Annotated in this window: 16 protein-coding genes; 6 read left to right on the top strand and 10 right to left on the bottom strand. The window is 40.0% G+C overall.

Annotated elements, in window-relative coordinates:
* Positions 1 to 179 precede the first annotated feature (179 nt).
* The 10 genes from KO473_RS12710 to KO473_RS12665 all read right to left on the bottom strand — a co-directional run bounded on the left by KO473_RS12710 (position 180) and on the right by KO473_RS12665 (position 9,482).
* The gene (locus tag KO473_RS12710; RefSeq protein ID WP_005775397.1) at positions 180 to 911 is read right to left on the bottom strand and encodes an RDD family protein; all 732 of its coding nucleotides are present in this window, start codon (positions 909 to 911) and stop codon (positions 180 to 182) included.
* Positions 912 to 1,056: 145 nt separating this feature from the next.
* Complete coding sequence (locus KO473_RS12705) at positions 1,057 to 2,136, bottom strand: efflux RND transporter periplasmic adaptor subunit (protein WP_005775399.1); 1,080 nt, start codon at positions 2,134 to 2,136, stop codon at positions 1,057 to 1,059.
* The gene (locus tag KO473_RS12700; protein WP_005823434.1) at positions 2,136 to 3,377 is read right to left on the bottom strand and encodes an ABC transporter permease; all 1,242 of its coding nucleotides are present in this window, start codon (positions 3,375 to 3,377) and stop codon (positions 2,136 to 2,138) included. Before KO473_RS12700 ends, KO473_RS12705 begins: the two co-directional genes overlap by 1 nt.
* Positions 3,378 to 3,939: 562 nt before the next feature.
* Entirely contained in the window at positions 3,940 to 4,500 is a 561-nt protein-coding gene (locus tag KO473_RS12695; RefSeq protein WP_005775402.1) for a stage II sporulation protein M, read from the bottom strand.
* Positions 4,501 to 5,052: a hypothetical protein gene (locus KO473_RS12690; RefSeq protein WP_065739787.1), complete on the bottom strand. Its 552-nt coding sequence runs from the start codon at positions 5,050 to 5,052 to the stop codon at positions 4,501 to 4,503.
* Positions 5,053 to 5,126: 74 nt separating this feature from the next.
* Entirely contained in the window at positions 5,127 to 5,420 is a 294-nt protein-coding gene (locus KO473_RS12685; protein ID WP_005775404.1) for a hypothetical protein, read from the bottom strand.
* Between the two features lie 131 nt (positions 5,421 to 5,551).
* Positions 5,552 to 5,749, bottom strand: a complete 198-nt coding sequence (locus tag KO473_RS12680; RefSeq protein ID WP_157195906.1) for a hypothetical protein — start codon at positions 5,747 to 5,749, stop codon at positions 5,552 to 5,554.
* Positions 5,750 to 5,755: 6 nt separating this feature from the next.
* A complete protein-coding gene (locus KO473_RS12675; protein WP_232303401.1) occupies positions 5,756 to 7,282 on the bottom strand; it encodes an O-antigen ligase family protein in 1,527 nt (508 codons plus the stop codon).
* Positions 7,283 to 7,536: 254 nt separating this feature from the next.
* A complete protein-coding gene (locus KO473_RS12670; protein WP_232303403.1) occupies positions 7,537 to 8,220 on the bottom strand; it encodes a hypothetical protein in 684 nt (227 codons plus the stop codon).
* 20 nt (positions 8,221 to 8,240) lie between these two features.
* Positions 8,241 to 9,482, bottom strand: a complete 1,242-nt coding sequence (locus tag KO473_RS12665) for a hypothetical protein (protein WP_232303405.1) — start codon at positions 9,480 to 9,482, stop codon at positions 8,241 to 8,243.
* A gap of 1,128 nt (positions 9,483 to 10,610) precedes the next feature.
* On the opposite strand from KO473_RS12665, the gene KO473_RS12660 reads away from it, so the two are divergent.
* The 6 genes from KO473_RS12660 to KO473_RS12635 all read left to right on the top strand — a co-directional run bounded on the left by KO473_RS12660 (position 10,611) and on the right by KO473_RS12635 (position 16,583).
* A complete protein-coding gene (locus KO473_RS12660; RefSeq protein ID WP_005818287.1) occupies positions 10,611 to 11,963 on the top strand; it encodes a sensor histidine kinase KdpD in 1,353 nt (450 codons plus the stop codon).
* A gap of 3 nt (positions 11,964 to 11,966) precedes the next feature.
* Positions 11,967 to 12,674, top strand: coding sequence for a response regulator transcription factor (locus KO473_RS12655; RefSeq protein ID WP_005775412.1), 708 nt, complete (start codon positions 11,967 to 11,969; stop codon positions 12,672 to 12,674).
* Between the two features lie 155 nt (positions 12,675 to 12,829).
* The gene (locus tag KO473_RS12650; RefSeq protein ID WP_005784748.1) at positions 12,830 to 13,792 is read left to right on the top strand and encodes a stage II sporulation protein M; all 963 of its coding nucleotides are present in this window, start codon (positions 12,830 to 12,832) and stop codon (positions 13,790 to 13,792) included.
* Positions 13,773 to 14,705: a hypothetical protein gene (locus tag KO473_RS12645; RefSeq protein ID WP_005818289.1), complete on the top strand. Its 933-nt coding sequence runs from the start codon at positions 13,773 to 13,775 to the stop codon at positions 14,703 to 14,705. Before KO473_RS12650 ends, KO473_RS12645 begins: the two co-directional genes overlap by 20 nt.
* 10 nt (positions 14,706 to 14,715) lie before the next feature.
* Positions 14,716 to 15,339, top strand: a complete 624-nt coding sequence (locus KO473_RS12640) for a DUF4129 domain-containing protein (protein ID WP_005784753.1) — start codon at positions 14,716 to 14,718, stop codon at positions 15,337 to 15,339.
* Positions 15,336 to 16,583 carry a DUF4350 domain-containing protein gene (locus KO473_RS12635; RefSeq protein WP_005818291.1) on the top strand — a complete coding sequence of 416 codons (1,248 nt, stop codon included), beginning with the start codon at positions 15,336 to 15,338 and terminating at the stop codon, positions 16,581 to 16,583. Before KO473_RS12640 ends, KO473_RS12635 begins: the two co-directional genes overlap by 4 nt.
* Positions 16,584 to 16,603: the final 20 nt, after the last annotated feature.

The following is a 16,603-nucleotide window of genomic DNA, read 5'->3' as shown; positions in this document are numbered from 1 at the left end:
GCTCTTTTGTTGCATATATGTATGATAGTTTACTTTGTCTTGATTCCTCTCCTCCTGCTAAAAATACATTTTGTTTTTCGGCCCTCGGAAGTATCGGATGTGTATAGGAGTCCGGATATCTGCCTGAAAATAGGATGAATAAAAGTCCAGCTTACTCTGTTTTTACGAAATAAGATCTACTAAATTTCTTCTAACGCATAGTATTGGTAGTCTCTTACAACGGTTTGAAGAAACTTTTCATCATTTACGTCTGTTTGGTCTACAGAAAGCAGTGCACGAACTTTGGGTGCCAATTGTGAGATATGCCTTGCCCGGTCCTTATGATGCAGTTCTAACGCCTTACTGATCACATTTATTTGCTCCAAGGACAGATCGGCAGCTAATGGAAAACTGGGGTGATATCCTTTGGTCAGATAATCGAACTCATCAAGGCTTACTTGTATTTTGCGGTAATTTTTCTCTTTAATTACCATTGTTCCTGCCGCAAGATCACCCAAACGTTGGCTGTTTTTGGTTAATAGTATGACCAGTACCCCCAATCCTCCGGTAATAGTTACGTCTATCCCATAGAGCAACCACCTTAGCAGATATGCACTCAGGCTGGGTGTCGTACCGTCTGCTTTTACCACACGGATATTCATGACCTTTTTTCCGATACTTTGTCCTTGGTTAAAAACTTCGCAAAGTAACGAGTAACATAGTACGGGCAGATAGATAAACAGGAACAACAAGAAAAAAGTACTTCCGGAAAAAGCGTGTATATTGAGTTTCCCCAATACATAAGAAGTGGCAAGAATGTAAATAAACAGCAGGAAATAATCGATGATACGAGCCAATATCCGTTCGCCAAGGCTGGCGGGTACTTGGCTGATGCGTACGAATTGTCCGGTGATGATAGTCGATTCTGCCATTTCTGATTAAACACATTTGGGTTCCGGTTGCAAATATATCATAATTCTCTTACTTTTGCTTCCGGTTTCGGACAAAACTTATCCGTAACTAGAACCTGTTGGATAAAAGAGGTAACGCTTATAGGTCGTAATGTGGATTCTAATTTTATTTATCGGTTGAGTTAGTTACTATTTTATCCTTTAATGAAATCCCTTTTATCACTTCCACATAATTTCCATCTGAAATACCGATGTTGATGATTTGTTTTGTTTTCTGTTGTGTCATAGTATCCAGCAGATAGAGGTATGTAGAGTCATTCTCGTATAAGACATATTTTTCATCAATGGATAAAGTGTGCTTTTTCTGTTTTATCACCATAGTAGCTGTTGCGGAATATCCCGATCTTATAACAGGCATATTTTCCGAGACGGGAAATTCTGCCTCAAGCATGTATTTCATAATTCCGTTCTCCGCATTTCCTTTGGATGAAACTTTTGTTACTACTGCCCGGGTTTGTAAATTATCATAGGCATTGAATAAGAGTGAAATCGTGTCTTGTAAAGCGATATCTTTCAGATATTTTTCAGGGACAAGAGCTTTAAAACGAAACCGAGACATTTCCGCCACAACGGCAATCGTTGTTCCCGGATTAAAATTATTGCGCTCTATTACAGAGGCCCCCGTTTCCAGAGGGGTATCAATAATAACGCCGCTAATACTCGATCTTACAATATTTGATGCCGTTTCAGGAGAGATACGCCCTTCTTTCAAGATGTTCAATTGATTTTGGGCAGAGGCGAGTTTCTCCTTAGATAATTCGTATGCCTGTGTGTAAGAGTCCATCTCTGCCTGTGCCACAAGGTTCTTTGAGTACAATTTTTGTTCCCGTTTATAATCTTCCAGTCGGGCTTTATATTCAATTTGGGCAGTGTTCAAGTTATATTCCAGTCGTTCCATATCCGATGCGTTTGGGACCAGCATGATGGAGGCGACAGGATCTCCTATGCACACTTTATCTCCTATCGAAACATTAATCTTGTCCAGGACTCCCGATATCTGCGATTTTATTTCGATCTCCTTCATCGGAAAAACATTGCCGGATATGTTTATTTCCTCTTTGATCTCGCGATATTGTGGTTGTGTAGTTTCGTAAATTGCCTTTGTACCTCTTAGCGAAGAACGAAAAGCAACAAATGCCAGTGTGGAGGAAAAGATGCAAATCAATATAATCTTAAATGTCTTCATTATCCTATATTTTCGTTTCTAATAGCGTCAATGGGTTGTATAACAGATGCTTTCATTGCCGGAAATGCTCCGGCAATGACACCGGACAGAATCAAGACAACCAAAGCGAGAACAGCTACATTTATATCTATTTCTACATGCTTTATCATCGTTGCGTGACGGGCGCTTTCGAGCAACCAATTTATAATCTCAAGAATACCTGCACCTGATATCAATCCGATGATACCGGAAATCACAGTTATGATGACAGATTCCGTCAGCATTAACACAAGAATGGATTTAGGGGTTGCCCCTACAGCCTTACGGATGCCTATTTCGCTACTCCTTTCTTTGATCACAACAAACATGATGTTGCTTACTCCAACAATACCACTTATCAGAAAACAAATTCCTACGATCCAGATGAACATCTTCAATCCATCAAAGAGCCCCTCAAAAGCAGACGTTTGTGTCTCAAAATTGATTATCTGCAAAGCTTGCTTATCAGAATAAGCAAATTGGTATTTATTAGCGATGAAGGCTCTCAGCTCATTCTCAAATCGCTTGGAATCAACTTCTTTGTTCAGATATAAACAGAAAGCGCGCAATGGAGTCTTATTGTCAATGCAGTTTATGTAACTTGAAAAGGGCACATATACCGAATTGATTTCCGAAGCGCTGAAAATATCATCATTCTTTAGTACGCCTATCACCTTAAAATCAATACCGGCAATGTTGATCGACTTACCCAACGCTTTTTGATTATTAAATAAGGTCGTACTGACATTTTCGCCGATAATGGCAACATTACGCGTATTCTCGTCATCTCCTTTATTAAAATATCGTCCATCTTCGTTGATTTTAAGTATCTTAATTCCCATATAGTTTTCATTGATTCCTATAATCTTAAAAAGTCCGCTTTTAGCTTTATTCATCACTTGCGAATAAGACCCTGTTATTTCAGGAGAAATAGCTTTTATTCCCGGGAACTGTTTCTTCACGCGGTTAAGAAAATGCAAATCGAAATGCAACTGTTCCCCTTCTCTGATATTCTTATACTTCATAGAAGTGGTTCCTCCATATACATACATGCTTTTCTGGGCAAAGATGCTGAATATATCCATCACAGAGTTTTGAAATCCTTTTCCTGTACCCAATAGCACAACCAATATCAGGATTCCCCACGAGATGCCGAATCCGGAAAGAAAGGTGCGGATCTTATTCTGCCTGATTGAAAGATAAATCTCGTATAGAACTTCCATTATAGCAGAGTAAAGAGTTTCGTAATAGCCCAAACAGACAGAATGGGAATTACAACGGAGGCAATGGCATACCGCAGCCGTACCTTATATAAATGATGGATTAATATCATGCACAGCAAATAATAGGGGATAAAAGAATAGTTAACCAACATTATGGGGAGACCAAGAGAATAATTATTTTGTAAGGTCGTTACCGCATTAGAAGTACTATATTCCATTTTCTGATTAAGAAGGAAGATGGAAATAAAAACAGAAATGGCAGGAATAATATAGAAATAAGACGAAATATATAAAAGATGTTTGAATGGAGCATAACCATTAAAGAGTATGGCTGTTAGGTGAAAGAGAAAAGTGGAGATAAGCCATATTACAATAGCTGACAAGACTATTATAATATAACTCATCCGTGCCAGAATTACAAATAATCTATCAGTCTCTAAATTGTTATTATTCACAAGATGATTAGTAGTTATCAAAAATTCTGCGAGTAATAAACTATATAGTAATATAGTTAAAAAGCCATACCATTTAGGCATCTTCTCAAGTGTATTGATTATCCTTTTCATGTTAACATATTTATTGATACATAAGTTTCGATGTAGGCAGCTGAAAGAATAATTATGAAAATGATCAATAAATTGATGCCTATGTTCTTGTAAAATTTAAATGTAGGCATTTTATTTGTATACATAAACAAAATAATATTCCAAGCTATATAAAGTCCTATTCCTCCTGATATCCAAAAACCGATAAGTTCAAAGCTATGGGGCAAGGTTAAAGCGAAAATATCGGTTATACTCATGCCTAGTTTGTATGTTCGGCAACATACATCCGCAAAACAAAAACCATTTAATAACAAGTTAAAAAGTGTACCTATTCCTAATAACCCTCCTCCTAATACATTTAGGATGCAACCTTGCATATTGTTTTTTAAAATGGTAATAAATGCACTGTGTTTATCTTTGTTATACAAAAAATATAAGGTTTTGTTGGCGGGACTATTGATTTCAAAAGTTGTCGTATGACTTATTGCTATTTCAGAAATATCTATTGCACACAGTCGTACTATGGCTGGTAACAACCAAAATAAAAAAGCAGCAATGAAAAAATATTTGTTAACCATTTATGAACTCTTATTTAAATATTTGTTAATGTTGATTTGTATCGTTAAATGGGATTCACTACTTATATCTATAATTTGTTTATGTTTGCCGTTTTTCTGTTGAATGTGTAGAATACCATTTTTTTTATCAAAATTATAGCAATCAATGCTACTCCATTTTAAATCCCAGTGCATTATATAACGTATTCCTTTTTGATTTATTACCAAGATTTTTTGCATTAAGATAGAGGCTATTATTGATAATAATATAAGAATGGCAGATAACGGAAAATACTGTATTGGAATTACATATATTGATAGAATGATAGAAATAGGACTCAGTGTATTTAATAGTATCTTATTCCTTTTAGTCGTTAAATTGATAATAGATCCTGATAAGTTATTCTTTTGTAAAATATAAAATAAGGCTATTGTAATGATTCCAATAGTAAAGTAAAGACCTGTTAATTCCCATTTTATATGATCGGATATTGAAAGAGATAAAGTAATGATACAGGTTAGTAGAAGTAAAACTAAACAATATAATATTTTTTTTAATAAGAAATTATTCATAATATTTTTATTTTATTTGTGAGGTTGCTTTGTATGAAATAGAGCAAAGCAACCTCTGTTAGTTAATTATTTTTTTATAATCCTGCTGCGGCGGCTCCTACTCCGGCTATCCAACCTGCCGGACACCAGCCTAGACCAACAGCACAAGTACCTAATGTTTCTGTTACTTTTCCCATTGCTAATGCTCCAACAGCTAACTTTCCTGATGCTTCAGGACCATATTCACCAGTTCCGGCAGCATAAGTCATTGCAACAGTTGCTTCTTGTAAGTTATAATCACATTTATTTTCGTTGATTCCTCCCATTATACCCAAAGAGATAACAATAGCAACCAGCATTCCTAAAACTGCTTTTTTATTTGTTTTCATTTACTGTAAAGATTTAAATGTTTAAAACTCTTTTTTTGATTCTCGTGAAAACAGCCTATAACTTAATAGTCCCGTTTTCAATTGCAATTTTTTCTATCCGTCCATATTCATATGATTTAAAGTTTGAACTTTTATTTCTTTTGGAGGAGTCGTAATAATGCTCCTATGCAAAAAGGAATAAATATAATGATGCATATCCCTATTACAGCAGTATCTCCGTCTTGAGGTTTTTCTATAGGCCAAAGGTATCCTGATAAAAATAGGACAGTTACAATTTCTGTTGTTGCTCCTATAATTGTTGGCAACCATTTACGGTGTCTCTCATTCATAATCATCTATTTTTTGTTTTTATTACATACCTGTTTCAACAGTAGTCTCATCTCTTCTTTTATCTCTTTCGCTGCCGTGGTTGGCACTTTCTCGTCGGTAGCTAATATTTTAGAAGCCCATTCTCCGGCGCTCCCGTAATCGCCTGCAGCTTCGTATAGTTTAGCCAACAAATACTTGGGGTATAACTTGGATGGCTGCATATAGACAGCTGTTGTATATGCATCGACGGCTTTAGCCGTATCTCCGTTTTCTCGGTATGCGTTTCCTAAGAGGATGAAACTGTTAGGGTTGGAACATTGGGCGCAGGAAACTGACAGCTCTTTAATCGCCTTTTGATATTCAGCCGATAAGAAATAGGCTGATCCAAGATAAAAATGGAAGATGCCGTCGTTCCTGAGAATGCCTTGCGCCTTTTTATACATCTCTATACCTCCTTTCAGGTCATGGCGCATTACTCGTTGTTGTCCCCGATGAAAGAAATAGTATCCTCGCGCGTTTATCATGCCGGCAAGTGCGAATACGCAAATCAGGGGGCCTGCGAGGGATCTTACCCCGTTGCTTATCATGCGATGTGCGGTGGAAAGCAACCGCTTTTTTCCATAAAGAGCCACCGACAGGCAGAACATCAGATAAAGGGTGGTGGGGAGTACCTTCAGAGGATAGGAACAGAACATCAATATGGTTATGGAAACGATGGATGCTTTGGCTCCGAGTTCAATGGTCGATAGGTTTTTCCAACCGGTGCCCACTGCCATAACCAAAAGGGCCGCGATGCATGCTGTCACGATAATCCCTTGCTCAAGGCCAAGTTCAAGGAATTCGTTGTATGCGGTGGTTACATATCCCGCGATGTGACGTTCTTTCTCGGTACCTTCTTTTTCCCGGAAGTAGTCGGCTTGCCACTTTCCGTATTGAGATTCAAAATAACCGATTCCGTTTCCCCATAACAAGTTCGCATGGGGATGAGGAGTGGATAGAGTTACTTTCCATACCAATATACGGCCCAAAGCGGAATCTTCTTTCATTTTGAATACAAAGAATCCGCTTGCGATGATTAAAACGGCTGACAGAATGATTGCCGGGGTCCGAATCGCTTTTTTACTCCAATAGTTGGTACCGCGTAGCAATCGGGCGTACCGGTAGCAAAGTACGCAAAGACAGCCTGCGCCACATGTGATCCATGCTCCGCGTGAGCGACTGAGTATTAACAGATAGCATACCAAGATAAAAAGCCCGCCCAAGATGTAGCAAATATTATCGAACCGTTTGTTTTTTCTATAAGATACTAATAGTGAAAGAATCAACGGGGCCGTCACCCCAAGATAACCGGCGTAGGCTCCCGGGTTGGCCATAGACCCGCCTATGATGAACTGCGGGTCGCTATTCTCCAATAGACCGATGGACTGGGCGATTCCAAAAACGGTCTCCACCGCGACGGTTGCTATGACTACCCAGGCAAAGAAGCGTCTGTTTTTCCCGGGCAGGGACTGTGTGGCAAAAAAAGAGAAGAACAATGTCCATAGTACTGCCATCGTATATAAACGATAGGTCCCATATATATTTCCTGAGACATACCGTAAAAAAAGGCTTAGGACAATGCCGGAGACAATAAAACAGGCGCGGCTGTTTCTGCTCCAATCTTCTTTCATCCCGCTCCATGTCGTTGCGAAAAAGACAAAAGAGCATATATAGAACAAAAAGAGCATTACCGGAAATCTGTTATTATCCAGGCCTGCATGTGGTAATAGGAATAATAGCGCAGCTGTTATTTTTAAGACTTTATTTTTCATTGCCGATTTGTTTTACGTTTTGAGAAAAACGCGATGAGCAGATAGACAATTCCACCTATACCCAAGGCATATAAGAAATGCGTGAATGAAAGCCCCTCTTTTTGCGGAGGGATGTATCTGTACTCTTGGTCCACTTTTATGCAGCCCGGATCGCTGAACTCGCCAAGAAGTGAGTCTATCGGGAGAGCGTCATTTCCCTTTTGATAAAGCATCAGTGTGATGTATCCGAATTTCGATATATACAAAGACTGGCATCCTTTCAATAGTATGGAATCTCTCCGGATTGTGAGATAATTGTTTATCCGGTAGTTCGGGGCGGAGTTTACCGGAACGATGCTGTCAAGGCGTGTGAATATCGAATCGTTGTTCCACATATTCTTTGTCCGGTCATTCATCTCTTTCATGTCCGAAACGATCCGGTCGAAAGAATATGAATGGAGGGACTGCAAAACAGGCATAAAACCAACCAAAGCATAATTTCCAGTAAAATATTCCTTTTGAGATATCGGATATAGCCCCATGTCGAGATCAAGCCGTGGAAATATCTTTTTGAGAGTGTCATGGGGAATGGTATCCCATCCGGAAGGGAGATCTATGCTATACTTACATCCTTTATGGGAAATGTCTACGCTTCGTGCGCATGTGTTCAGGGCATTATACAACATGCACGCCAAAATCATCGCTGTTATTTTTATCTTTGTCACCACCATATCTGTTCGTTATTCATATAAGTAAAAATGCGTTCTTCAACTCCTTTTTCAAAACAGCCGCCTGCCATTCTTGCGGCATAAACTGAGATATGCCCGTATTTAGGGTATTTGCGATATAAAGAAATGCTCCGGAGGGCGGAATGATCGGGAGTCAACCCATGTACATCTCCATTCTCCTTTAAAATAAAAGGTGTCGCGAAAGGAGCCATCACGCCGTTTCGCACGGATGCCGGAAAATAAACGATGCCCTTACCTTCATTTTGATATCCGGCGATCTTGTTGTCGCCGAACGGGATTCCCCGCGCTACGTTTCCGAAAGTTATTATCTTTTTATTCTCAGTTGCGGAAACGGCTACGGGTATCCAATCTTTATTATTAAATATACATAAGAACAGCACGTCACCTTTCATGTCGGGATCCGAACCGGATAAGGCAATATCTGATACAGGCATCGGGTATTCTCCCGTGACGTCTTTCCAAAGGGGATCTAAGTAACCAATGCCGCCCTTATTGCTTGAATATCTGGTTCTGTAGATTTTAGGAATCTTATATGAGATGCTGTTGTGTCCCTCTCCGTTAAATCCGACATCCACAAACCTCCCGTCTTTGTTCATCACCACGTTCCACGCATGTCCGCCGCTCCTGTTTGCCCATGCGGGTACCACATCGATGGTAGAAGGAATGCCAATGGCTCTGAGTGACAAGGTCAGATATGCGGTCAAGTGGTCACAACTTCCCCAATGTAACTGATCTAACTCACTGAAAGTCGGGAAAAAAGGGTATTTACTCATTCCGGCGTTATAGTAAATGCCGGATACCTGCACAATTGCTTTTGTCAATTCCAAAGGGTCGCTGATTGAATCCAACAGGTAAGAGAATTTTTGATAAGCCTGTTCCCTCCAATCACTCAGTGATTCGTTTCCAATACGATAGGGTAAAATATATTCGCAGAAATCATCGAAAGAGCACTCCGTAAACTTTTTAGTGCGATGCCAGACTTTGATCGCTTCTTCTACATTGTTGATCAGGAAGTTGCCGGTTATAACTTCGATGTCTCTTACTATTTTGGGGCGCGGAGGGTCAGTACATGTTTTATATACGGAATCCAATGCCATCCCTAATCGAGACTTGCCGGGATCCCACGCTTCTTTTTCTTTAATGTGATTATTTAAGATAATGGAATGAAAAGGATCTTGTTCATTGGCTGGAATGAGGCTGTATTTATCTGCCATATTCCCAACCAAAAAGAATATGGATCTGATCTTCAAAGAGTCTTTCTGATTAATGAAAAAATCCAGAGCTTTCTCTATCTCTTCTCTGTTTTTATGAGATAACTTGAGAACTTCGTGAATCTTATCTGGGTATCTGCTGTTGTTCGGTTGTATACAACCGGACAAGACAAGAGTATTTAAAAGGAATGATACCCATATAGGAGACTTTATACATCGTGATTTTTTCATATCAGTTTCAGTAGGTTAACTTATACCGCAAAGGTAGTGTGGGGCTTTCAAATGTTTTATAATCAATACCTAATATTTTTATAATCAAATCCATGTCTTTTGGTTATATGGATAAATTTTATCACGAGTACGCAGAGGGAAAGGGTTGTGCAAATAGATTTGTTTATTTGCGTTTTTGCATGAAAAGGATATTTTTATCTCTCTTTTAATAACGCGATCTTTTTCGAAATCTTCCTAATAGAGGAGTAAAATACATAAATAGGGTATTTGTATGCGAATTTTCTTACCTTTTCGGTTAAATATTCCGGTTTTGTCATCAAAACATTAACTTCTTTTCCCGAAAGAAGTTAATGTTTTCTGCATAAGAAGTTAGTCTTTTGTCTGTAAGAAGTTAATGTTTTATCCGTAGGAAGTTAATTTCGTAAAAGGGAGAGATGAAAATGGTGTTTTTTGAAGCTACTTGGAATTTCGAAATGGATATTGCTGATGTAACTTTCCGACAGAGAGATGGAACTTATTTAAATAAAATGTCTGCAGAATGTGCTTTTATTTATTCATAGTGGCCGAAATAAGGTGGAATGGTTTGCTTTTTGATTTAGACTAACGGTGAAATACAGGCTTCTTTTGTATCTTTCGTCATTGTGGACGGAAATAGACGTATACAGCCTCCTTTTAAAATACAAAGTGCCAGTATGGAATGCAACTGTCAGAATGTAAGATTTCCCTTTGGGGATGGCTTGTCATCTTGCTTTTAGAGAGGCGTAAAATGAAACAACATTCTTAAATAACCTTCAAACAGGTATTGGACAAGACTTAAAAACGGCCTTAAAATTACGAATTCTTTGTTATATTGAAAACTTCCCTTATATTTGTCAAAAAGAAATAACCAGACTTAATTCTATGAGGAAAGAACTATTATTTACTGTTTTCGTTTCTGTAGCTTTTATTTTTCTTCAGGCCTTTTGGATAGTTCGTATGTACCAGAGATATGAGGAGCAATATACCGAACAAGTAAATAAAGCTTTCTTAGATGCTATTGGAAAAGAAGTAGAGCTTAGATTCAGGTATGTAGAGGAATTTAAGACCCCTATTCTTATCAAGTCTGCCGGATGTGTCTCTGAAAAGGAACGAGCCGGATACAAAGGTGACACCATTGATTTAGTACTTTTAAAACAGAATGACATAGTTCGGAATGTTTCTGAATTTCTTGCACAATTAGAGCAAGACGAATTACTCTCTAATCGGATATTTCCTGTATTACCTGTTATAGACAGTCTTCTTCGGGAAGAGTTATCGGGTTTGAAAACAGACCATTACCTGTCCTTATATGATAAGGAGGGAAAAATGGTTGATTCTTTGGGGAACACTTCTTTGCGGGGGGAGCGTCGGGTTATCAAAATACGGGAAGCTATCGGGACGAAGGGGCTGCTTTATATGCAAATAGAGTCCAAACTGCCCTATGACGCTATCCTGTCCAAAATGTTTTATTCCCTTCTTGTTTTTGCATTGATTATAACGTTTGTTGTGGGATGTCTTATCCATCAGTTAAGAGTTATTAGTCAAAAAGATGAACTGTTAGAGAGGCGTGAAGTGAGTGTGAATGGGATTGTTCATGACCTCAAATCACCATTGAATGCACTTGTCACTTTAACCGGCTGGCTTATGGAAACGGAATCAGATTTTCGGAAGAAAGAATTGATGGCTGAAGTTATAAAGCGTGCCGGACACCAAGCGGCGCAAATCGAGTCTATATTGGTCTGTGCCAGAGGAACGGCGCAACCCATTGTTCTGAACAAAACCGAAATAAATCCGGAAGAAATAGTACAAGCGGCAATTGATGACATCTGTGTTGAATTGAAAGCTAAGCCACATAGTATTGAGGTTATAAACGAAGCACCCGGATTGACGTGTCCGGCAGACAGAGGTTATTTAGAAAACGTGATGAAGAACTTGATAGAAAATGCGTTGAAATATGCCGATGATGGAGTGAAAATACAGATTGAAATAACAAAAATCTCACAAGAAATACAGATTAAAGTGATAGATAATGGTTGGGGAATTGCCCCGAAGTATCAAAAAAAGCTATTCAATCAGTATTATCAGGTCCCCCGGGAAGCATTGCGAATGCAGAAAGGATATGGTATCGGATTGGCATATGTCCGGCATATTATCCGGGCGCATGGTGGCAAAATCCAATTCAAGAGCCGTGAGAATGAAGGAAGTGTATTTACGTTTTATATTCCGGAAAAATAAAGTATGGAGGAGAAAATTAAAATTCTTTTTATTGATGATGATATTACGTTTGGACGTATTTGTACCATCATCTTACAGGAAAAAGGCTACGAAGTCTTTTATCAGACTACTTTAAACGGAGCCAAAGCTTGCATAACAGAAGCTCATCCGGATATCATTGTACTTGATGTGGAGATCGGAAATCAGAATGGCATTGAAGTCGCTCCGGAAATAAAAGTGATAGCACCGAATGTTCCTGTTCTGTTTATCTCTTCTCATACGGAGAGCCATTGGGTTGTACAGGCTTTGGAAGCGGGTGCGATGGCTTATCTTAAAAAGCCCTTTCACGCTGAAGAATTAATTGCGTATGTTGAAAGGTTTGCTGTACAACGTCCGTCCCAACTTCGGATAGGTTCCTTGTCGCTTGACGCCGAAACCAGGATTTTATTTGCTGATGACTCGACAGTTATTAAACAATTGAGTGAATCCGAATATAAGTTAGTAAGGCTTTTACTTGTTTATAAAAACCACATAGTGGGCAGAAGGCAAATAGAAATGGAGTTATGGGGAAATACTGAAGGAAATGAACAGAGTACTAATAATTTAATATCCAAGATACGAAAATACCTTGTTGCTGATCCCGACATCGCACTTGAAACGATACCGAGGAGCGGATATAGGCTTTCTGTGAAATTAGAAAAACAGAAGAGAAGAGTGAGTGACTGTTTTTAAGCAGAGTTAATCCGATTTCTTCTAAAGTGTGACAATCATAGTCGATTCCGTCATTTCCGGTTAAACATTTTTTAGTTTTGGTTGCAAATATATCATAATTCTCTTACTTTTGCTTCCGGTTTCGGACAAAACTTATCCGGAGCCGAACCGGTTGGATGAAAGAGGTAACGTTTATACGTCGGAATATTGAGAAATGGAAAGAGACTGAGAAGGTGGTGGAGCAGGCAGATAAACTGACTCCTGACCGTCTTGCCGATGCTTATACGGAACTTACGGCAGATCTCGCGTTTGCACAAACTCATTATCCGTCTTCCCGCATTACTATTTATCTGAATAATCTGGCTTCGGCTCTTCATAATGTGATTTATCGCAATAAGAAGGAGAAATGGACCCGTATCTTTACTTTCTGGACGCAAGAGGTTCCGCAAACGATGTACCATGCTCGTAAAGAGTTGTTGGTTTCGGTCCTGATTTTTTTGGCCAGCGTATTGGTGGGCATTGTTTCAGCAGCGAATGATGATAACTTCGTCCGCCTGATTCTGGGCAACGGCTATGTGGATATGACACTTGATAACATAGCGCGTGGTGAGCCGATGGCTGTGTACAACGGTTCGGAAGAGGTACCTATGTTTCTGGGTATTACTTTAAATAATATCATGGTTTCTTTCAATGTCTTTGCAATGGGGTTGCTCACCAGCTTTGGAACAGGATGGTTACTGTTTAATAACGGAGTGATGCTCGGTGCTTTTCAGACCTTTTTCTTTAAACATGGTTTGTTGGGCGAATCCATGCTTGCGATCTGGTTGCATGGGACTTTGGAAATATGGGCCATTATCGTAGCCGGTGCTGCAGGGCTGGCTTTAGGAAACGGGTGGCTGTTCCCCGGAACTTATTCCCGTAAAGAGTCTTTTATGAGGGGAGCCAAGAAAGGGCTGAAAATTATAGTAGGTACAGTTCCTATCTTTATAATGGCCGGATTTATCGAAGGTTTTATCACGCGTCATACCGAATTACCCGATGTTTTGCGGTTGGGCATCATTCTATTGTCACTGTCATTTATTATCTATTACTATATTTATTTACCAAACAGAAAAACTCATGGAATCACAAAAACCTAAAATTGCTTTATATGTGAAGCGTCCTTTTGGTGATAAACTGAATGCGACCATGGACTTTATAAAAGAGAACTGGAAACCGATGTTGAAGTTCTGTACCTATTTGATTCTGCCGTTATGTCTGATTCAAGCCATCAGCATGAATGGAATTATGGGAGGAGCAATGGGAATTGCAGCTGCCAAAGAGGCCGGGACCAATTCTTTAGCGGCCATCGGAATGCAATTCTGGGTAAATTACGGACTGATGTTTCTCTGCTATCTGGTAGGTTCTATATTGCTGACTTCTATTATTTACGGACTGATGCAGATTTATAATCAGCGCGAAGAACGGTTGGCCGGTGTGACGTTTGCCGACTTGAAACCTTTTCTGTTCAAGAATATAAGACGGCTGCTGGTTATGGTACTGTTCTGTATAGGCCTTACTATAGTGGTGGGCATTGTTATGGGGATTCTGGTTGTAGCTTCTCCGTTCACGCTTTTGCTTACTATTCCGTTGCTGATAGCCTGTGCAGTGCCGTTAGCCTTGTTTACTCCGATTTACTTGTTCGAGGAGATCGGCATTCTTGCAGCTTTCTGGAAAACTTTCCGTCTGGGATTTGCCACATGGGGCGGTGTCTTTTTAGTATCTCTGGTCATGGGTTTGATATCCAGTGTATTGCAGGGAGTTACTACGACTCCGTGGTATATTGCCACTATCGTAAAATACTTCTTTATGCTGAGCGATACACAGAATGAACTGACCATCTCTGCCGGATATAGTTTCATGGTCTATCTGTTGGCTATCGTCCAGACTTTTGGTGCCTATCTTTCTATGATATTTTCTTTGATTGGTATGGTATATCAATACGGTCATGCCAGTGAGGTGGTAGATAGCATTTCGGTAGAAAGCGAGATAGATAAATTTGAGCAATTATGATCGACTTTAAATGACGTTGCAAGCTGATACATTGGTCTGCGATACCGCAAGGGTTGCTTTTTGGCAATCCAATCCGGATTATGACTATAACCGTGAACTGATGACTCCTGAGATTGATATCTACGGGTGGCTCAGTATGCAGCTCTCCAAGTTACTTCGTGCCATTTTCGGAAGTCGTTTTGCTGAGGAGTATTCCGGCATTATCCTGATTATTATTGCTATTCTTATCCTGTTGCTGATCCTCTGGTTTCTTTATAAAAAGCGTCCCGAGCTTTTTATGCGTTCACGCAGAGGTCCTGTAAACTATAGTGTCCACGAAGATACCATTTACGGAGTCGATTTTGATGCAGAGATCAGGCGTGCCATAGACCGCAAGGATTACCGGGAGGCCATCCGTCTGCTTTATTTGCAGACCCTTAAACTGTTGAGCGATGACGGCCGGATAGATTGGCAACTTTATAAGACTCCTACAGAATATATTTATGAGGTAAAGCAGGAGATACTTCGTACTCCTTTCAGGAATCTGACCCATGGTTTCTTACGGGTACGTTATGGTAATTTTCCCGCTTCCGAGTCTCTTTTTGAAGAGCTGGCAGCTCTGCAAACTCAAATCAGGAAGGGAGGGGATGTATGAGAAGCAGTCGTTGGTTTATTATCGGGATCGTTCTCTTTTTGCTGATCATGTTTGTGGTAGAATCTCATCTGCCGAAGAAATTCGTCTGGAATCCCACCTTTGCACAACATGATCACCAGCCACTGGGGTGTGCCGTGTTTGATGATGTCTTGAAGTCCTCTCTTCCGGATGGATATTTTCTTTCGCGCAAGACATTCTATCAGTTCGCTGCTGACAGTGACTCCTGCCGGAGTATTCTTGTCATTACTCAACATGTCAATCTGGTGGAGGCGGATCTCAATGCTTTGCTCGATCTGGCCCAAAGGGGAAACAAGATATTGATAGCCGCTTCCTCTTTCAGTACTTCACTGTCTGATACGTTGGGATTCGACAATTCGTATGCTTATTTTAATCCGAGACGGATGAAAGAGTATGCGGGCAATTTATTGGAGCGTGACAGTGTCTGCTGGATTGGGGATTCAGCAGTATATGATAAGCGTACTTTTCGTTTTTATCCTCATTTATGTGGCATTTACTTCACAAAATACGATTCGTTGTCTCTACCCTTAGCTACCAGCCGGATTGATTCGATGCAAATGTTCAATGACAGTTTGCCGGATTGTTTTCCGCCCGTGGCCCTTAGTCGTCCGATAGGGAGCGGAGAGATTGTTTTGGTCACTACTCCGTTATTGTTTACCAACTATGGAATGCTCGATGGCGACAATGCAGCCTACCTTTTCCGTCTGCTTTCTCATTTGAAAGGTTTACCGGTAGTCCGTACCGAAGCCTATGGGGTGGGAGCACAGGTTGAGGTATCTCCTTTTCGTTACTTCCTTTCCCAGCGTCCTCTGAAGTGGGCGCTTTACCTGACGATGCTGGTATTGGTGCTCTTTATGGTATTTACCGCCCGCAGAAGGCAAAGGGCTATTCCGGTGATTCGTGAGCCTGCAAACCGTAATCTTGAGTTTGCCGAGTTGATCGGTACTTTATATTATCAAAAGAAGAATCATGCTGATCTTGTGCGCAAAAAGTTTATTTACTTTGCTGAGAGCCTGCGGAGGAATATTCAGGTGGATGTGGAAGATGACAGTGATGACAATGCCTTGTCTAGGCGGATTTCCCGGAAAACAGGGACTGATGAAGAAAAAGTCCGGAATCTGTTCCGTAAGCTCCGTCCCGTGATTCGCGGGCAGCAGGAAGTCGGCGAGACGTTGATGAAAGATCTGATTGACGGGATGAACGAGATAGAAAAGCCTCAACCCTGACCTTTTTTCGGAAGAAGAAA

This window comes from Bacteroides sp. HF-4919, from assembly GCF_018860125.1.
Note: the sequence above shows the minus strand (reverse complement) of the source record. Positions and strands in the feature narration are given on the sequence as shown.